General features: G+C 72.6%; 17 protein-coding genes. 7 read left to right on the plus strand and 10 right to left on the minus strand.

What is annotated here, in order from left to right; all coding sequences use genetic code 11:
* Positions 1 to 16 precede the first annotated feature (16 nt).
* Together ACBJ32_RS10235 and ACBJ32_RS10240 are read right to left on the minus strand one after the other, a co-directional pair.
* Positions 17 to 604 carry a hypothetical protein gene (locus ACBJ32_RS10235; RefSeq protein ID WP_375126521.1) on the minus strand — a complete coding sequence of 196 codons (588 nt, stop codon included), beginning with the start codon at positions 602 to 604 and terminating at the stop codon, positions 17 to 19.
* A gap of 170 nt (positions 605 to 774) precedes the next feature.
* On the minus strand, positions 775 to 2,274 hold the full coding sequence (locus ACBJ32_RS10240) for a YibE/F family protein (RefSeq protein WP_375126522.1): 1,500 nt from the start codon (positions 2,272 to 2,274) through the stop codon (positions 775 to 777).
* A gap of 110 nt (positions 2,275 to 2,384) precedes the next feature.
* Between ACBJ32_RS10240 and ACBJ32_RS10245 the strand changes: the two genes are divergently transcribed.
* Both ACBJ32_RS10245 and ACBJ32_RS10250 read left to right on the plus strand, forming a co-directional pair.
* Complete coding sequence (locus ACBJ32_RS10245) at positions 2,385 to 3,092, plus strand: DUF72 domain-containing protein (RefSeq protein WP_375126523.1); 708 nt, start codon at positions 2,385 to 2,387, stop codon at positions 3,090 to 3,092.
* Positions 3,092 to 4,060 carry a magnesium transporter CorA family protein gene (locus tag ACBJ32_RS10250; protein ID WP_375126524.1) on the plus strand — a complete coding sequence of 323 codons (969 nt, stop codon included), beginning with the start codon at positions 3,092 to 3,094 and terminating at the stop codon, positions 4,058 to 4,060. Before ACBJ32_RS10245 ends, ACBJ32_RS10250 begins: the two co-directional genes overlap by 1 nt.
* Here ACBJ32_RS10250 and ACBJ32_RS10255 read toward each other — a convergent pair.
* The 4 genes from ACBJ32_RS10255 to thrS form a co-directional block, all read right to left on the minus strand.
* Entirely contained in the window at positions 4,016 to 4,486 is a 471-nt protein-coding gene (locus tag ACBJ32_RS10255) for a hypothetical protein (RefSeq protein WP_375126525.1), read from the minus strand. The genes ACBJ32_RS10250 and ACBJ32_RS10255 overlap by 45 nt on opposite strands.
* A gap of 26 nt (positions 4,487 to 4,512) precedes the next feature.
* Complete coding sequence (locus tag ACBJ32_RS10260) at positions 4,513 to 5,466, minus strand: TAXI family TRAP transporter solute-binding subunit (protein WP_357866360.1); 954 nt, start codon at positions 5,464 to 5,466, stop codon at positions 4,513 to 4,515.
* Complete coding sequence (locus ACBJ32_RS10265; protein ID WP_375126526.1) at positions 5,463 to 7,439, minus strand: TRAP transporter permease; 1,977 nt, start codon at positions 7,437 to 7,439, stop codon at positions 5,463 to 5,465. Before ACBJ32_RS10265 ends, ACBJ32_RS10260 begins: the two co-directional genes overlap by 4 nt.
* 88 nt (positions 7,440 to 7,527) lie before the next feature.
* Positions 7,528 to 8,778 (minus strand): threonine--tRNA ligase, encoded by a 1,251-nt coding sequence (gene thrS, locus ACBJ32_RS10270; protein ID WP_375126527.1) that lies wholly within the window; start codon positions 8,776 to 8,778, stop codon positions 7,528 to 7,530.
* Between the two features lie 137 nt (positions 8,779 to 8,915).
* Between thrS and ACBJ32_RS10275 the strand changes: the two genes are divergently transcribed.
* From ACBJ32_RS10275 to ACBJ32_RS10285, 3 genes are all read left to right on the plus strand, one after another.
* The gene (locus ACBJ32_RS10275) at positions 8,916 to 9,887 is read left to right on the plus strand and encodes a LuxR C-terminal-related transcriptional regulator (RefSeq protein WP_357866357.1); all 972 of its coding nucleotides are present in this window, start codon (positions 8,916 to 8,918) and stop codon (positions 9,885 to 9,887) included.
* A gap of 462 nt (positions 9,888 to 10,349) precedes the next feature.
* Positions 10,350 to 10,691 carry a YciI family protein gene (locus ACBJ32_RS10280; protein WP_375126528.1) on the plus strand — a complete coding sequence of 114 codons (342 nt, stop codon included), beginning with the start codon at positions 10,350 to 10,352 and terminating at the stop codon, positions 10,689 to 10,691.
* A 29-nt stretch (positions 10,692 to 10,720) separates the two neighbouring features.
* On the plus strand, positions 10,721 to 11,983 hold the full coding sequence (locus tag ACBJ32_RS10285) for an RNA polymerase sigma factor (protein WP_375126947.1): 1,263 nt from the start codon (positions 10,721 to 10,723) through the stop codon (positions 11,981 to 11,983).
* Here ACBJ32_RS10285 and ACBJ32_RS10290 read toward each other — a convergent pair.
* Both ACBJ32_RS10290 and ACBJ32_RS10295 read right to left on the minus strand, forming a co-directional pair.
* Positions 11,963 to 13,156, minus strand: a complete 1,194-nt coding sequence (locus ACBJ32_RS10290) for a cytochrome P450 (RefSeq protein ID WP_375126529.1) — start codon at positions 13,154 to 13,156, stop codon at positions 11,963 to 11,965. The two genes, ACBJ32_RS10285 and ACBJ32_RS10290, sit on opposite strands and share 21 nt — an antisense overlap.
* 90 nt (positions 13,157 to 13,246) lie before the next feature.
* Positions 13,247 to 13,699 (minus strand): ATP-binding protein, encoded by a 453-nt coding sequence (locus ACBJ32_RS10295; protein ID WP_375126530.1) that lies wholly within the window; start codon positions 13,697 to 13,699, stop codon positions 13,247 to 13,249.
* A 171-nt stretch (positions 13,700 to 13,870) separates the two neighbouring features.
* Between ACBJ32_RS10295 and ACBJ32_RS10300 the strand changes: the two genes are divergently transcribed.
* On the plus strand, positions 13,871 to 14,338 hold the full coding sequence (locus ACBJ32_RS10300; RefSeq protein ID WP_375126531.1) for an adenylyltransferase/cytidyltransferase family protein: 468 nt from the start codon (positions 13,871 to 13,873) through the stop codon (positions 14,336 to 14,338).
* A 67-nt stretch (positions 14,339 to 14,405) separates the two neighbouring features.
* On the opposite strand, the gene ACBJ32_RS10305 is transcribed toward ACBJ32_RS10300, so the two are convergent.
* On the minus strand, positions 14,406 to 15,263 hold the full coding sequence (locus ACBJ32_RS10305; RefSeq protein WP_357866345.1) for an NAD(+)/NADH kinase: 858 nt from the start codon (positions 15,261 to 15,263) through the stop codon (positions 14,406 to 14,408).
* 68 nt (positions 15,264 to 15,331) lie between these two features.
* Between ACBJ32_RS10305 and ACBJ32_RS10310 the strand changes: the two genes are divergently transcribed.
* Positions 15,332 to 16,198, plus strand: a complete 867-nt coding sequence (locus ACBJ32_RS10310) for a DUF72 domain-containing protein (protein WP_375126532.1) — start codon at positions 15,332 to 15,334, stop codon at positions 16,196 to 16,198.
* A gap of 16 nt (positions 16,199 to 16,214) precedes the next feature.
* Here the strand turns inward: ACBJ32_RS10310 and ACBJ32_RS10315 are convergent, their stop codons facing one another.
* Positions 16,215 to 17,516: an enolase C-terminal domain-like protein gene (locus ACBJ32_RS10315; RefSeq protein ID WP_375126533.1), complete on the minus strand. Its 1,302-nt coding sequence runs from the start codon at positions 17,514 to 17,516 to the stop codon at positions 16,215 to 16,217.
* Positions 17,517 to 17,539: the final 23 nt, after the last annotated feature.

The raw sequence follows: 17,539 nt of genomic DNA on the forward strand, positions 1-17,539 counted from the left end.
TTCCACGGGTACGGGCTCAGCTCAGGCCGAAGGCGTTCAGGGTCGCCCAGGTCGTGAGCGTGCCGGCCGCCGCCCCTGCGACGACCTGGGCCCAGGTGTGATGCGTGAGACGTACTCTCGCCCAGCACACCAGCCCCACGACGGCGGCGCCCGCGATCGCGGTCGGCCACGCGGGCAGGACGTGGGTGAGCACCACGACCGTGCCGGCGGAGACGGCGGCGTGGAAGGAGATCTTCCAGCGCAACGTGATCGGCACGGTCACGCCCAGGGCGACCAGCATCGCGGTCACGGTGGCGACGAGCAACGTCGGCGCGCCCATCACCACCAGCAGCGCCAGCGCCACCAGCACGGCCGCCACGGCGGCGAGCAGCGGGCCGGTACGGCGGGCGCGGTCCACGATGTGGTGGGAGTCGAGCTTGCCCGAACGCACGCCCACCGCGATCACCGCCGCCGGCACGCCGCCGCAGAACGCCGACGCCACCAGCCCCCAGGCCGCCCCCGACCACCCCTGGGCCAGCAGGCCGACGAGCGGCGGCATGACGATCACCAGCACCTGCGGTGCCAGCACGTTCGTCACCCGTCTCGCCACCAGGTCGGCCGTCATGTCAGGAAAGATTACGCGATCATGGCACCCGCACCTCGCAACGGGGCCAGGTGGCCCGCGGCGGCAGCGGGTTTTCCGCCCCGGCCCGCGTCAGGGCCCGCAGTGGCAGCGGGTTCACCGCAGTGCCCCTCAGGGGCCCGTGGTGGCGGCAGGTTTCCGCTCCCGGCCCGTCAGGGGCCCGTGCGGCGGCGGTGGCGGGCCGGGCGGTCCGGGGTCGGGGACGGTTCCGGGCGCGCGGGCGTGTCGAGGCGGGGCTGCGGCGTGAAGAAGTCGCCGCGCGTGGCGGTGGCGTCCTCTCGCGCGAAGAATCCGTCGTGCTCGTCCTGGTCCGGCTGCCGGGAGAAGAAGTCCTCGTGCTCGGTGTCGTGCGCGTGCGCGGCGAAGAAGTCCCCGCCCCGCCTGGAGGCCTTGGCCCGCGAGCCCGGCCCCGCGTCCCGGGCGACAGGGTTCCGGGCGGCAGGGCCCCGATCGGCGGGATCCCGGTCGGAGGGGTCCCGGTCGGCGGGGGCCTCCGCGAGCCGCCGGGACGCCGTCAGGGCGGCCAGGGCCGTCGTGATGGGGACGGCCGCGATGAGCCCCAGCGTGCCGACGATGCTGCGGACGATCTCCTGCGCGATGACCGGCGTCGACATCACCTCGCCCAGGGGCTGCTCCCCGATGCTGAACAGCAGCAGCAACGGCAGCGACGCCCCCGCGTACGCCAGGATGATGGTGTTGATCACCGAGGCGATGTGCGCCCGCCCGATCCGGCTCGCGGCCCGGTAGAGCCTGGCGAAGCCGTACGACGGGTTGGCGTGGGCCAGCTCGGCCACCGTCACCGCCTGCGTGACCGTGACGTCGTCGAGTACTCCCAGCGCGCCGATGATGATGCTGGCCAGCAGCAGCCCCTGCGTGTCGATGGACAGGCTCATGTCCAGGGCCAGCGCGCTGTCGTCGGTGATCCCGTTGAGCCGGGCGAACCCCAGCGCCACGTACGACAGCCCCCCGGTCAGCGCCAGGCTGGCCAGCGTCCCCAGCACGGCCACGGACGTGGACAGCGAGAAGCCGTGCGTCAGGTAGAGCACCGCCAGCATGATCGCCGAGGCGCCCACGATGGCCACCAGCATGGGCGACCGTCCCTCGAGGATGCCGGGGATCACGAACGTCAGCAGCAGCACGAACGTGACCGCCAGCCCCACCAGCGCCGTCACCCCCCGCCACCGCCCGAAGGCGATCACCGCCAGCGCGAACGCCGCCCCGAACAGCCACAGCGGCAGGGCCCTGTCGTGATCGGAGATCTGGTACGCGCCGTCGGCCCCGCGCAGCAGGATCACCTCGTCGTCCACGGTGAAGTGCTGCGCGCCGGGGCCGCTGGGCAGGCGGAGCTCGACGTCCTGACCGGCGTCGGGCCCCTCACCGACTTTCACGACGGCGTTCCCGCAGGTGGCGGGGTCGGGCTGGGGCGAGCCCTCGACCGCGGCCGGGCAGGTCCTGAGCGTGACGCCGACGACCGTGCCGGTCAGCCGCTGCACGCCGGACTGCGCCGGGGCGGCCTCCTTCCCGCCGGCCGGCCAGAGCCACACCAGGGCGATCAGCGTGACGACGGCCAGCGGCACCAGGACGGCCAGGCCGGCCACCACCGTGCGCCGCGAGCTGGGGACGGCGGTGCCGTGCGCGTGGTTGGCGCCCATTGCGTGAAAGGTCCTCCTCGACGTGACGGACATGGGGCGTGACGAACTAGGACACGTGACGAACTAGGACAGTTGTACTGCACGCGGCCCCACCGGGTAGGCCAGATGCCATGACACGGCTGGTGGGCACCTCCGGGTGGCAGTACAAGGACTGGCGCGGGGTCCTGTATCCGGAGGGCGTGCCGCAGCGGCTCTGGCTGGAGACGTACGCGGCCGAGTTCGCCACCGTGGAGAGCAACAACGCCTTCTACCGGCTGCCGAGCCCGGAGTCGTTCGCCGCCTGGCGCGAGCGCACGCCGCCCGGCTTCGTGATGGCCGTGAAGGCCAGCAGGTTCCTCACCCACATCAAGCGGCTGGACGAGCCGGAGGAGCCGGTCGCGCGCCTGATGGGCGCCGCCGCCGGGCTGAAGGAGAAGCTGGGCCCGATCCTGCTGCAGCTCCCGCCGACGCTGAAGGCCGATCCGGCCAGGCTCGACCGGTGCCTGGGCTGCTTCCCCGCCGGGGTCCGGGTGGCCGTGGAGCCGCGCCACGACTCCTGGTGGACCGAGGAGGTGCGGCAGCTCCTGGCCGCCCGCGGGGCCGCCCTGTGCTGGGCCGACCGGCTGGGCCGGCCGCAGAGCCCGCTCTGGCGTACGGCCGGCTGGGGTTACGTGCGCCTGCACCAGGGCCGGTCCGGCTGGGAGTACGGCGAGAGCGCGCTGCGGACCTGGGCCGCCCGGGTGCGCGAGGCGGGCTGGGAGGACGCCTGGGTCTACTTCAACAACGACCCGGGAGGGGCGGCTGTGCGGAACGCGAGACGATTTGCCAGACTCGGCTAGTGCACACGCGGCTTTACCGGAACGGCGTCCTGGAGAAGGAAGGCTTCCCCGTCGAGGAGGTCTCCGACCACGTGGCGGACCCGGCGAACGCGGTCTGGTTCGACCTGTGCGCCCCGTCACCCGCCCAGCTCGCCGCGATCGGCGAGGAGCTGGGGCTGCACGAGCTGGCCGTCGAGGACGTGCTCACCGGCCACCAGCGGCCGAAGGTGGACGTCTACGACAACCACCTGTTCATCACGGTGTACGGGCTGCACCTGGAGGCGGGCCGGATCGTCCCCGTCGAGGTGAACGTCTTCGTCACCGCCAACGCCCTGGTCACCGTTCGGGAGAACGACCGCTTCGACATCGGCGGGGTGGTCAGGCGCTGGGACGCCGCCTCCCGCATGGCCCGCCACGGCGTCACGTTCCTGCTGCACGGGCTGCTCGACTACGTCGTGGACCAGCACTTCGACCTGGTGCAGGACCTCGACGGGCAGGTCGAGGCGATGGAGGAGGCGCTGTTCGTGCAGGGCGTCCGCGACAGCAGGGCGCTGCAGCACTCCATGTACGTGCTGCGCAGGGACACCACCAAGCTGCGCAGGATCACCTTCCCGATGCGCGAGGTGGTCGGCACCCTGCTCCGCCGTGACCAGGACCTCGTCGCCGACCCCGTCATGAAGCCGTACTTCGAGGACGTCCACGACCACGTCCTGCGTGTCATCGAGTGGGTGGAGTCCATCCGCGACATGCTCGCCAACGTCCGCGAGACCCGCCTGTCGCAGCAGGGCTTCCGGCTGAACGAGATCATGAAGCGGGTCACGAGCTGGGCCGCGATCATCGCCGTGCCCACCGCGATCACCGGCTTCTACGGCCAGAACGTGCCCTATCCGGGGTCGGGGACGCCCGCCGGCTTCTGGACGTCCTCGGTGCTGGTGGCGCTGGCCTCAGCGGGACTGTACGCGGTGTTCAAGAAGAAGGACTGGTTGTAGGGCCGCGAAGGCGGCGGGGCACGGCCGGCTCGTGACCTGCCAGGTGAGCGCGAGCGACAGTCGCACCTCGCCGGCGCCGGAGGCCGGGTAGAGGGGCAGGCAGCGCCCGCCCGAGATGACCGTCCTGCGGCCGATGGAGGTCGTCAGCAGCGACAGCTCCTCGTACGTGGCCGGCTCGGCCAGCCGCAGCAGCCACAGGTCCCCCGGCAGGCGCACCCGCTCGCCCTCCACCGCGTAGTAGTCGAGCACGCCCTCGTTGACCGACAGCACGGCCCGCATCGTGAACCGGGTGCCGTCCACGGTGAACAGCTCGGCGGAGGGGGCCCTGTAGATGCTGTGCACGTAGCCGAGGGCGAAGCCCCGGGTCACGGGGAGGCCGTTGACGGTGAGGCGCCCGGCACCGTCGCCGGTGCCGAGCGCCGCCACCGCCGCGAGCGTCAGGAGCAGGCGGATCAGCCCTTCTCCTTGTAGTAACGCGCGGCGCCCGGGTGCAGCGCGACCGGGGCCACCTGCTGGCCCATCGCCGGGTCGAGCTTCTGGGCCTCGGGGTGCACCTTCGCCAGCTCGGACTTCTTCTCGAACAGGGTCTTGGTGATGTCGTAGGCGAGCTGCTCGTTCATCGAGTCCGGCACCAGCAGCACGTTCGCGATGCCGACGGTCTGGAGCCGGCCGGACAGCTTGTAGGTGGCGGACATGTCCACGTTCAGCGCGACGTACTGCTGCCCGTACGTGGACTGCATCTTCGCCAGCACGTCGCTGGTGTCGAGCATCTTCATGTCCGGCTTGCTGGTGGCCAGGTCGGTGATGCCGGCCGTGGGCAGGCCGCCGACCCAGAAGAACGCGTCGATCGTGTCGTCCTTGACCGCCTGCACGGACTCGTTGATCGAGAGCTGCTGCTTGGTGATGTCGGTGTCGGGGTCGATGCCGGCCGCCTCCAGCATGCGCCTGGCGACGACCTGGGTGCCGGAGTTGGCGGGGCCGAGCGAGACGCGCTTGCCCTTCAGGTCGGCGACCTTGGTGGCCTCGACGCCGGGGGCGACCACGACGTGCGTGTAGTTGTCGTAGATGCGGGCGATGGCCTTGACGGGCTGCTTGGCGGTGAAGGTGTCCTTGCCGTTGACCGCGTCGGCGGCCGTGTCGGACTGGGAGAACCCGATGTGCGCCTTGCCCGAGGCCAGCAGCTTGATGTTCTCGACGGAGGCCGAGGTGACGGACGCGGTGGCCCGGGTGTTGGCGATGTTGGCCGAGAGCTGCTGGGCCAGGCCGCCGCCGTAGACGTAGTAGACGCCGGTCGTGCCGCCCGTGGCGATCGACAGCCGGTTGCCCGAGCCGCCGCCGGCGCCACCGCCGCCGCAGCCCGCCACCGCCAGGACCGTGGCGGCGACGATCGTGAGAATCCGCTTCACGCTGCTCTCCTTCTCCTGCTTCTGATGAGGTGCATGGCGGCGGCCACGGCCAGCACGGCCAGACCGGCGACGATGGGGACGGGTTCGAGGAACAGCAGCAGCACCGCGGCCACCGCCGCCAGCAGCCGCTCCGGCAGGCCGGCCAGCCCTCCGGTGGCCATGGCCAGCGCGGCCACCGCGACGGCCGAGACCGCGGTCATCAGCAGCACGGTGCCGATCGGCCCCTGCCCGAGCAGCGCCTGCCCGTTGGGCGTCAGCACGAAGGCGAACGGCACCAGGAACGCCGGCAACGTGTAACGCCAGGTCATCATCATGGTCTTGTACGTGTTGCCGCCGGTGATCGCGGCCGCCGCGACCGCCGACAGCGCCGTGGGCGGGCTGACCTCCGACAGCACCGCGTAGTAGAAGACGAACATGTACGCCTCGGGCCTGGTGACGCCGAGGTCGAAGAGCGCCGGCCCGATGATCACGGCCGCGATGATGAAGCTGGCCGTCACCGGCACGGCCAGGCCGAGCAGCAGCACCGCGATCGCCGCCATGGCCGTGGTGATGACGAGGTTGCCCGCGCCGATGTCCACGATGATGTCGGCCAGGTTCTGGCCGAGCCCGGTCAGCGTGATCGCGCCCACGATGATGCCCGCCGCCGCGCAGACCGCGGTCACCGGCAGCACCTCCAGCGCGCCCTTGGCCAGCGCCTGCCCGATCCGCCTGGGTCCCATCCGGTGCGCGGGGTCGAGGAACGACAGCAGGAACGCGACCGCCGTGGCGATCACCACGGACTGGAACGCCGACCGGTTCATCGCCATCAGCACGACGATGAGGATCAGCGAGCTGAAGTGGTAGCCGAAGCGCAGCAGCAGCCGCCCCACCCTGGGCGCGTCCACCTGCACGGCCTGGGTGCCGAAGCGGCGCGAGTCGATCTCGATGGCCAGGAAGATGCCGAGGTAGTACAGCAGGGTGGGGATCGTCGCGTACAGCAGCACCTGCAGGTAGCTGACGCCCAGGTACTCGGCGATGATGAACGCCGCCGCGCCGAGCGTGGGCGGCGACAGGATGGCGCCGATGCCGCCGGCCGCGAGGATGCCGCCCGCGGGCTCCTTGGGGTAGCCGGCCCGCCGCAGCACCGGCCAGGCCACGCTGCCCAGGCTGACCGTGGTGGCCACGCCCGAGCCCGACACGGTGCCGAGCAGGAAGCCGGCCGTGGTGACGGTGCGGCCGGGGGCGGCTCGGGACTTGCGGAAGGCGGCGAAGCTCAGGTCGATGAAGAACTTGCTGGCGCCCGAGTAGTCGAGCACCGCGCCGTAAATGGTGAACAGGATGATGTAACTGGCCGCCACCTGCATCGGAACGCCGAAGAAACCCTCGGTGCCGGTGTAGAGCTGCGACACGATTTGCCCGATATCAAACCCGATATGCCCGATGGTCCAATCAATGGGCAAATATGAGCCGTAGTAGGCATAAATCAGGAAAAGGATGCAGATGATGGCGAAGGCCCAGCCGACCGTGCGCCGTACCGCCTCCAGCAGCAGCACCGTCAGCACCACGCCCGCCACGATGTCCAGGTCCGTCAGCGCCGCGCCCGAGCCCCGGTCGCGGAACGCGTCGATGTCCAGCAGCGGGTAGAGCAGCACCGCCAGCGACGCCGCCGCGAGCGCCCAGTCGGCCGCGCTCGGCCACTCCGCCCGCGGCCCCTCCCCCGCGGGAGCGGGCTCCGGCCGCCGCAGGAGGCGCCGCGCGTACGGCGCCATCCCGGAGCGGTAACAGAGGAAGACCAGCGGCAGCGCCACCGCCAGGAAGGTCATCCGGTGCTCGATCGCCTCGACCGGCCGGAAGACCACCATCAGCGAGTACGCGGAAAGCAGCCCGCCGACGACCCACACGCCGAGTTTGAGCGGCCCGCCCAATTGCCGCGCCGGACGTTCCTGCTCGTGGGCGGAGACCAGCTCTGCCTCACGGTCGCTCAGCTCGGTCAAATGCGTCCTCCCCGACACGGCGTTGCAGGGACTTTACGAGCCGTTCAGGTGATCAGGGAAGCTCCGTTATGCATTTGATTTCCGCTTGTCAGGCGAACGGTCGCGATTGCGCGGCCAACTGCTCGATCGGCACCTCGCCCGCCTGGCTCCCGTCGCGCAGCCGCACCGCCGCCCGCCCGCTCGCCACCCCGCCGGCCACTTCGCGCGGGCCCACCACGAGCTGGTACGGCACCAGCCGGTGCGCCCTGATCCTGGCCCCGAGGCTGCTCCGGTCCGCGGGCACCAGCTCGGTCCGCAGCCCGGCCGCCACGCACCGGCGCAGCACCTCCTCCGCGCCGGCCAGCTCGGCGTCCGACAGCGGCAGCACCACCGCCTGCACGGGCGCCAGCCAAGCGGGGAAGGCACCGCCGTGCACCTCGATGAGGTGGGCGACCAGGCGCTCGAGGCCGCCGACCACGCTGCGGTGCACCATCACGGGCCGCTCGCCGCCCACGTAGCGCAGGTCGAAGCGCTCGGGCTGGAAGTAGTCGACCTGGACGGTCGACAGGGTCGACTCGCGGCCGGCCGGGTCGGCGATCTGGATGTCGATCTTCGGGCCGTAGAAGGCGCCCTCGCCGCGCTCCTCGTCGTACGCGCGGCCCCGCTCCTTCAGCACGTTCCGCAGCACCGACTCGGAGCGCGCCCACATGGCCGGGTCGTCCACGAACTTCTCGCCCTCGCCGCGCAGCGACAGCCGGTAACGCGCGGCCCGGATGCCGAGCCGCTCGTGCGCGGCCTCGATCAGGTCGAGCGCGGCCGACACCTCGGCGGCGGCCTGCTCGGGCGCGCAGAACACGTGCCCGTCGTTGAGCTGGATGGCCCGCACCCTGGTCAGCCCGCCCAGCACGCCCGACAGCTCCGCGCGGTACATGCCGCCCAGCTCGGCGATGCGCAGCGGCAGCTCGCGGTGGCTGCGCTGCCGGGAGCGGTAGATGATCGCGTGGTGCGGGCACAGGCTGGGCCGCAGCACGAACTCCTCCCCGCCCACCTCCATCGGCGGGAACATGTCCTCGGCGTAGTGCGCCCAGTGCCCCGATCGTTCGTACAGCTCGCGTTTGCCCAGCACCGGCGAGTTGACGTGCTGGTACCCGTTGCGGCGCTCCAGCTCGTGCACGTAGTCCTCGACGGCCTTGCGCACGGCGGCGCCGGCGGGCAGCCAGTAGGGCAGGCCGGCGCCGATGAGCGGATCGGTGCCGAAGATGCCCAGCTCACGGCCGAGCCTGCGATGGTCGTTCATGATCATCCTTTCCGTGGAAAGGGGCGAACGACCAGCAGTCCCGGGCGTCCGCCCGGGAAGCATGCAGTCAGCGCGCCGGGACGGTGTCCGGCGTCGTCGTGACGGAGGCGCGCTGCATGTGTACGACCATAGCACCGCCCGCCCGGGTGGCACCCGGGTAGATCGTCGGGCTGAAAATCGTCAAATGATATAAAAGCACCGTGGCCCAGATCACCGTGGACGTGCGCCATCTCCAGGCGTTCGCCGAGGTCGGCTACCAGGTGGCGGGCGGCGGGGGCGCGCACGGGGCGATGGCGGCGCTGCGCCGCGTGGTCCCGCTCGACGCCTACGAGTTCGTCGCGTACGACCCCGCCACCGGGCGGCACCACAGCGTGATCTCGGACGGCCACTCGCGCATCGATCAGGACGCGGCCGAGGAGTACGCCGGGCTGGCGGCCTACCGCAAGGCGATCTCCACCCGGGCGCCGGTCCCCATGCCGGAGCCCGACACCGAGCGGTACTTCCGCCGCCACCTCGCCCCCTACGGCTGGCGGGCCGGACTGACGGCGCCGCTGTTCCTGAGCGAGGGCCGTTACACGGGGCTGCTGCACCTGGCGTCCAGGCAGGCGTTCCCGCGGCTCACGGGCGCGCTGGTGGCGGCGGTCAGCCCGATGCTGGCGCACGTCACCGACCTGAGCAGGTGCGTGATCGACCCGGTGGGGCTGCCGCCCGACTTCCGCGCGGTCGCCTACGACCGGGTCGGCACGCGGCGCGAGGTGCCGGGGCACGAGGTCTCGGCCGCGCTGTGGGACGATCCGGCGATGGCCGCGTACGCGCGGGCGTTCATCGACTCGCGCGAGCTGAGCAGGCGCGGGCTCTGGCCGGGCGCTGGCGGGCGGTGGCACGAGGTGCGGCTGCTGCGGGCCGGCGTCGGCTTCCAGGGGACGCTGCAAGGGGCCGTGGCGGCCGAGCGGCGCTGCCACCTGCCGTACGACCTGACGGGGAGGGAGGTGGACGTGCTGACCCGGGTGGCGGCGGGTGACTCCAATCCGCAGATCGCGGCCGCGCTCGTGCTGAGCGTCCGCACCGTCACCACGCATCTGGAGCACATCTTCGCCAAACTGGGCTGCGACAGCCGCACCCGCCTCACCACCAAGGCCCTGGCCGAGGGTCTGTGCCGGCTCGATCTCTGACGGTTCTGGATCTCTGAGGATCTCAGCGGGCCTGGCTCACCACCAGTCCCAGTCGCCTCCCCAGGGGCCGCCCCACCAGCGCCTGCGGCGGCGGCAGCGGCGACGGCGCCAGCGGCGGCGCCCGCAGCCTCCACCTTCGTGGAAGCCCGATATTCCGGCCATGATTCCTCCTCCGCATCATCGCTCCCTCATTCACACGATAACCACGCAGATCGCCTTAAACTAGGACATATCCGTTGATTTCGCCGGGCCTTGACGGCGACTTCACCACGTAAAACCGGCGCCCCGCCAAGAGCGCCCGCGAGGCCGGCCCACCCCCTGCCCCGTCCGCTCACGAAAGTCGCGATAGAAATTTCCGGAAGGCGTGTCCTTCCGCGCTCGTCCCGTTCGTAGACATGGCGACGCGGCACTCCGGCCGCGCGAGACGACCACAGACGACCCCAGACGACAGGGAGACCGGCCATGAAGTACATGCTGCTGATCAACAGCCCCGCCACCGAGAGCGACGCCGAGATGGCCTCGTTCGAGGAGTGGGTGGCCTACGACAAGACCGTCAGGGAGTCGGGCGTGTACGTCGCGGGCGAGTCGCTCGCCGACCTCACCACCGCCACGACCGTCCGCGTGAACGCGTCGGGCGAGCGGGCCGTCACCGACGGGCCGTTCGCCGAGACGCGGGAGGTCCTCGGCGGCTTCTACGTCATCGACGTGCCCGACCTCGACGTCGCCCTCGACTGGGCGGCCCGCTGCCCGGGGGCGCGCGGCGGCGGCTCCGTCGTGGTCCGTCCGGTCGCCGAGTTCGACTGAGCCGCGACCGCGGGCGGGAAGGGACGATGATGACGGCGGTGGGATCCTCCGTCGAGGCGGTCTTCCGCGAGGAGCGGGGCCGGCTCCTCGCGGCCCTGGTGCGCCGCTTCGGCGACCTGGACCTGGCCGAGGAGGTCGCCTCGGAGGCCGTCGAGGCGGCACTCGTGCACTGGCCGGCCGGCGGCGTGCCGCCGAACCCGGGGGCCTGGCTGATGACCACCGCGCGCCGCCGGGCCGTCGACCGGCTGCGCCGCGACCGCGCGTACGCGGCCCGCCTGGCCATCCTCCAGGTGGAGGCGGAGCGGGCCGGTCCCGCGGCGCCCGCCGACACCGGCGGCGAGCTGCCGGACGAGCGGCTGCAGCTCTTCTTCACCTGCGCCCACCCCGCCCTGCCCGCCGAGGACCGGGTGGCGCTGACGCTGCGCTGCCTGGCCGGGCTGACCACGCAGGAGGTCGCGCGCGCCTTCCTCCTGCCGCCCGCCACCATGGCCAAGCGCATCGTGCGGGCCAAGAAGAAGATCCGCGAGGCCCGCATCCCGTTCCGCGTGCCGGGCGCGGACGAGCTGCCCGAGCGGCTGCCCGGCGTGCTCCAGGTGATCTACTCCGTCTTCACCGAGGGGTACGCCGCCAGCACCGGCCCCGACCTGCAGCGGCCGGACCTGGCGGAGGAGGCCATCCGGCTGGCGCGCATCCTGCGCCGGCTGCTGCCCGGGGAGCGGGAGGTCGCCGGCCTGCTCGGCCTGATGCTGCTCGTCCACGCCCGCCACGAGGCCAGGATCGGCGCCGACGGCGAGCTGGTCCTGCTCGACGACCAGGACCGCTCCCGATGGGACCGCACGATGATCGAGGAGGGGCAGGGCCTGGTGGTCGCCGCACTCACCGGCGGCCCGCCCGGCCTGTACGGTGTGCAGGCCGCCATCGCCGCCCTGCACGACGAGGCCGCCGACGTCGCCACCACCGACTGGCCGCAGATCGTGGCACTGTACGACGTGCTGCTCGCGCTCGCCCCGTCCCCGGTGATCGCGCTCAACCGGGCCGTGGCGGTGGCCATGCGCGACGGCGCCGAGGCCGGGCTGGCGCTGCTCGACGAGCTGGCCGGGGAGCCGCGGCTGCGCGGTTACCATCCGTACGCGGCGGCGCGCGGGGACCTGCTGCACAGGCTCGGCCGCCACCGTGCCGCCGCCGACGCCTACCGCCAGGCCCTCGGCTGGGCGGGGACGGAGCCCGAGCGCGCACACCTGCGGCGCCGGCTCCAGGCGTGCGAGGCCGGCTCAGGAGAGGGCGACGACTAGCCCCCTGATCTCGTATCCCCCGATGTCGTTGTTGAACGTCACCCTCGGGGCCGCCGCCATCGAGACCCCCTCCATGGCCAGGAGCCGGGTCAGGAAGACGTCGGTCTCGAGGATCGCGACGCCGGATCCCGGGCACTTGTGCGGGCCGTCGCCGAACGCCAGCGCCGCGGCCCCCGTGCCGTCGCCGACCGCCCGGCCCGGCCGCACCGCCAGCGGCTCGGCGCCCACGGCGGCGGGGTCGGTGTTGGCCGCGTCGACCAGCACCTCGACCAGCGCGCCCGCCGGCACCGTGACCGGCCCGCCGTCGCCGGGCAGCTCGATCGCGGCCGTCGTGCGCCGCCGCAGCCGGGACACCACCGGCTCCAGCCGCACGATCTCGTGCAGCACGGCCAGCCGCTCCGGCTCGTCCGCCTCCCGGTAGCGGGCCATCAGCGCGTCGTCGCCGAACAGGTGCCAGGCCGCCACGCAGATGAACTCCCGCGTGGTCACCATCCCGGCCGCCGCGAACGTCAGGCACTCGCCGAGGATCTCCGCCGCCGAGCACCCGTCGTCCAGCAGGTGCGAGATGAGGTCGTCGCGCGGCTCGCGGCGGTGGTCGCGGATCGCCGGGCGCACGTCGGCCAGGTAGACGCGCATCCAGTTGACGTTCTGCCTGATGGTCCAGTAGAGGCCTTGGAGGCTGGTCAGGCCGGGCCGGCCGTACTTCTCGGGGAAGAAGCGCTCCAGCCGCTCGCGGATCCCCGGCCTGCCGGAGGTGAGCCCGATGATCGCGCTCGCCACCTCGATCGCCATCCCGAAGCTCAGCTCGGAGAGCTGCGCCCGGCCCGCCGCCCGCAGCTTCGCCAGCTGCTTGTCGGCGACCTCCGCCATCAGCCCGCGATACCGCTCGTCCACGCGGCGGGGCGTGAAGAACCGCGCCGTCTGCCGCCGATCCTCCCGATGCTCGGGACCGTCGCGGTACAGCACCGGCCGCCGGACCCTGGCCGGCAGCTTCTCCACCGTCTCGACCCCCAGCCCGGCCTGGACGGTGGCCTCGCTGCGCAGCACGGCACGGGCCGCCGCGAGGCCGCTGACCTGCCAGGTGCCGTCGTCCGCCCGGTGGATCGGGCAGCTCCGGTGCCCCTGCGTGCCCGGCCGCTCGACCTTCCGAGCGTCGCCGCCGTCGCGACTCACGTCCCGTGTCTCCCGTCCGTAGCCGGCTCCCGCTGACCATGGTCCTTCGCGACCGGCCGCGGATCAAGACGGAGCGACGGCCAACCGCGGCTAACCGGCCATGCGGGCGGGCACCCGTTCCTGCAGCAGCTCGAACCAGACCGTCGTCGACCCGGCCTCCCTGATGAACCCCCAGCGGTGGCTGAGCGCCTCGATCAGCGGCAGGCCGCGGCCGCTCGTGGCCTGCGTGCTCGTCCGGCACACGCACGGCGGCTCCTGCGACCCGCCGTCCGCCACGAACACCCGCACCGCCGTCGCCGAGCTGGCCACGCTCACCGTGAACGAGCCCCCGGCGCCGGACCTGGTGTGCAGGATCGCGTTCGTGGCCAGCTCGCTGGTGAGCAGCGCCACGTCGTCGTGGAGCGGATGGTCGCGGCCGAGCGCCGCGGTGACGAGCTCTCTCGCCCTGGCCACCTGGGACGGCATCCCCGGCAACCGGATCACGAGATCACCGGTGCCGGCCTGATCATCCCCGTTCACGTGGTGCGAGTCCGCCGGTGCCACGGTGACCTCCCCCGAATCCGGTGCCGTTGTGAGACGCCTCGGGGGCCGCCCGGAGATTATCGCGAAAAGGTAGGAATGACCTTTCCCGAGGTCGCTTGCACGTCCCGGTTCACCGACCGAGTACGCTGCGATCGACGAGTCGTCTAGGCCCGTGGGGGAGCAGGAGGTCGTGTGAGCAGCCTGGAGGCCGTCTGGACGCAGCCGTACGAGCGGCCGGGGGCGGCGGTCGTGACCGGCGTCTTCGACATCCTGCACGTGGGCCACGTGCGCTACCTGGGCGCGGTGGCGGCGCGCGGGCTGCCGCTGATCGTGGGCGTCGAGGACGATCCGCGCGTGCGCGCGTGGAAGGGGCCGACTCGCCCGTTCAACCCATCGGCGGAGCGCGCCGAGGTGCTGGCCGCGCTCCGCTTCGTCACCGGCGTCTTCATCGTGACGGGCCCGCCCGAGGCGCACGGCCCCGAGGACTACATCGACCTCCTGGCCCCGATGCGCCCCTCCGCGCTCGCCCACACGGCGGGAGACCCGCACGCGGGCGCCCGCGCCGCGGCGGCGGCGATCCTGGGCGCCGACTGCTGGGAGATGGACGCCATCCCGGACCGCTCGACCACCCGCATCGTCAACGCGGCCGGCAAGGGCTGACCCACCCGCCCGGGAAGTTGCCCCAGCCCGCCGCGCCACTCGCGGCGAGGTAAAGGCAGGGGCGGGGTCAGTCGGCCTCGGCGCTGCCGTCCACGCGGAGCTTGCGGCGGGCGCGCTCGTAGAACGTGGTCCCCAGCCGCACCACCTTGGCGGCCCCCGGCCACGCCGTGACCGTGACAGTGTCGCCCGGGCACAGGTGCCCCATCACGGCCCCGTCGACCTCCACGGCCAGCCGCCCGCTGCTGGGCAGCACCTGGAGCGTCACCTCCTCGTCCGCCGGCAGCACCAGCGCCCGGTTGAAGGACGAGTGCGCGGCGGCGGGCACCACCAGCACCGCCTCCACGCGCGGCGACACGATCGGCCCGCCGGCGGAGAAGCTGTAGGCCGTGGACCCCGTGGAGGTGGCCACGATGACGGCGTCGGCGGAAAAACGGACGAAGGGGCTGCCCGACGGGGTGACGGACACCGCGGCCAGCCCCTCACCGGGGATGCGGACGAGCGCGATGTCGTTGAACGCCGTCACCTCCACCCCGCCCACCGAGCCGCGGATCGCCATGCGCGGCTCGATCGTGTACGCATGCTCGTCGATCGCCGACAGCGTGCCGGGCAATTCGTCCACGTCGATCTCCGCGAGGAACCCGAGCCGCCCCAGGTTCACCCCCAGGATGGGCGTCGGCCGCCCGGCCAGCAGCCGCATCGTGCGCAGCATCGTGCCGTCGCCGCCCAGCCCGACCAGCAGGTCGGCCCGCTCCACCAGCGTGGCGGCGTCCACCGGGACGGCGGTGCAGTCGATGCGGCCCACCTCCTCGGGCAGGCCGAGCACGGTGGCGCCCTTGTCGGCGGCCCACCGCAGGATCGTGTCTATCGCCTTCTTCGAGTCGCGCTGCGGATGCAGAACCAGCCCGACCGTCCCGACCATGCCCATGCCGCCACACTACGACCACCCGATCCGTGGCGACGCCAGAGGGCGCGGGTGGCGATAACGTCGTGCCCATGCGCCTTCACGTGGGATGCGCGATGTGGACACATGCGCGCTGGCAAGGACGGTATCTGCCCGGCCACCTCGACCCCGGTGACCGCCTGCGGGCCTACGCCACCTGGTGCGACGCGGTGGAGGGCAACACCACGTTCTACGCCACCCCGTCCAGGGCCACGGTCGAGTCGTGGGCGGCGCAGACCTCCGGCGACTTCCGCTTCGTGATCAAGCTGCCCAAGCCGATCACGCACGAGCGCCGCCTGGCGGGCGCGGAGGCCGAGCTGGCGGCGTTCCTGGAGGCGATGGAGCCGCTGGGGCCGCGGGTGCACGCCTTCTGGATCCAGTTGCCCGGCTCCTTCTCCCCCGCCGACCTCGGCACGCTGGCGGCGTTCCTGAGACGGCTCCCGCGGGAGCACCGTTACGCCGTGGAGGTCCGTCACCCCGCGTTCTTCACGGACGAGCGCTCGGAGCGCCTGCTGGAGCGCGTCCTGGCCCCCGCGGACGCCGAATGGGTGCCGTTCGACACCACGGTCATGTTCGCCGGCCCGCCCACCAGCGACGCCGAGCGCGACGCGTGGACGAAGAAGCCGCGCGTGCCGCGCCGCACGCGCGCGCTGACCGCCCGCCCCATCGTGCGCTACCTGGGACGCGACGCCGAGGAGCGCACGATCGAGGGCTGGCGGCCGTGGGTGGAGCAGGTCACCCGGTGGTTGCGCGAGGGGCGCGAGCCGACCGTGTTCGTGCACACCCCGGACAACGCCGACGCGCTGCGGCTGGCCCGCCGCTTCCACGACGAGGTACGCGCCGGCGTCCCGGAGCTGGACCCGCTGCCCGACCCGATGCCGGACGGCCCGGCGCCGGACGAGCCCCTGACCCTGTTCTAGCGGTTCCAGCGGGGTTTCAACGGACGAGACAGGGCCGCTTCGGGTCGAAGACCCAGCCCTCCACGAGGAACTGCATGGCCACGGAGTCGTCGCGGGCGCCGAGGCCGTGGCGCAGGTAGAGCTCGTGGGCCGCGGCCAGGGCGTCCCGGTCGAGCTCGACGCCGAGGCCGGGCGTGTCGGGCACGTCGATCGCGCCGCCGGTGATCCGGAACGGCTTCGTGGTGAGCGCCTGGCCGTCCTGCCAGATCCAGTGCGTGTCCAGCGCCGTGATCTCGCCCGGCGCGGCGGCCCCGACGTGCGTGAACATGGCCAGCGAGATGTCGAAGTGGTTGTTGGAGTGCGAGCCCCACGTCAGCCCGAAGTCGTGGCAGAGCTGGGCGACGCGGACCGACCCCGCCATGGTCCAGAAGTGCGGGTCGGCGAGGGGGATGTCCACCGCGTCGGAGCGGATGGCGTGGGCCATCTCCCGCCAGTCGGTGGCGATCATGTTGGTGGCCGTCGGCAGGCCGGTGGCGCGCCGGAACTCGGCCATCGTCTCCCGCCCCGAGAAGCGCCCCTCGGCGCCGCACGGGTCCTCGGCGTAGGCGAGCACGCCGCCGAGACCGCGGCACAGCCGCACGGCCTCGGACAGCAGCCAGCCGCCGTTGGGGTCGAGCGTCACGCGCGCTTCGGGGAAGCGGGCGGCCAGCGCCTTGACCGCCTCGACCTCCTCCTCGCCGGGCAGCACGCCGCCCTTGAGCTTGAAGTCGGCGAAGCCGTAGCGCTCCTGCGCGGCCTCGGCCAGCGCGACGACGGCGTCGGGCGTGAGGGCCTCGCGGCGGCGCAGCCGGGACCAGGCGTCGTCGCCGCCGTCGTCCACCAGGTACGGCAGGTCGGTCCTGCCGGGGTCGCCGACGTAGAACAGGTAGCCCAGCATCGGCACCCGGTCGCGCTGCCGCCCCTCGCCCAGCAGGTCGGCCACGGGCAGGCCTAGGTACTGGCCGTGCAGGTCGAGCAGGGACGACTCCAGGCCGGTGACGGCGTGCACGGTGGTCCGCAGGTCGAAGGTCTGCAGGCCGCGCCCGCCGGCGTCCCTGGCGGCGAACCGCTCGGCCACCGACCGCAGCAGCGAGCGGTAGCGGGCCACGGGCTGACGGATCAGCAGCTCGCCGGCCTCCTCGACGGTCCGCCTGATGGCCTCGCCGCCGGGCACCTCGCCGAGCCCGGTGCGCCCGTCGGAGTCGGTGACGATGACGACGTTGCGGGTGAAGAACGGGCCGTGGGCGCCGCTGAGGTTGAGCAGCATGCTGTCGTACCCGGCGACCGGGACGACTTCCACGCGCTGGATCGTGGGAGACAAGG

It is taken from the genome of Nonomuraea sp. GTA35 (genome assembly GCF_041950525.1).
Taxonomy (GTDB): Bacteria; Actinomycetota; Actinomycetes; order Streptosporangiales; family Streptosporangiaceae; genus Nonomuraea.

What these genes read in the sequence shown, in the direction of transcription:
- thrS (WP_375126527.1), bottom strand. Translation starts at nt 8,778, where the DNA reads ATGCTTCCCGGGCGGACGCCCGGGACTGCTGGTCGTTCGCCCCTTTCC.
- ACBJ32_RS10305 (WP_357866345.1), bottom strand. Translation starts at nt 15,263, where the DNA reads ATGGGCATGGTCGGGACGGTCGGGCTGGTTCTGCATCCGCAGCGCGAC.
- ACBJ32_RS10280 (WP_375126528.1), top strand. Translation starts at nt 10,350, where the DNA reads ATGAAGTACATGCTGCTGATCAACAGCCCCGCCACCGAGAGCGACGCC.
- ACBJ32_RS10310 (WP_375126532.1), top strand. Translation starts at nt 15,332, where the DNA reads ATGCGCCTTCACGTGGGATGCGCGATGTGGACACATGCGCGCTGGCAA.
- ACBJ32_RS10235 (WP_375126521.1), bottom strand. Translation starts at nt 604, where the DNA reads ATGACGGCCGACCTGGTGGCGAGACGGGTGACGAACGTGCTGGCACCG.
- ACBJ32_RS10285 (WP_375126947.1), top strand. Translation starts at nt 10,721, where the DNA reads ATGACGGCGGTGGGATCCTCCGTCGAGGCGGTCTTCCGCGAGGAGCGG.
- ACBJ32_RS10240 (WP_375126522.1), bottom strand. Translation starts at nt 2,274, where the DNA reads ATGGGCGCCAACCACGCGCACGGCACCGCCGTCCCCAGCTCGCGGCGC.
- ACBJ32_RS10245 (WP_375126523.1), top strand. Translation starts at nt 2,385, where the DNA reads ATGACACGGCTGGTGGGCACCTCCGGGTGGCAGTACAAGGACTGGCGC.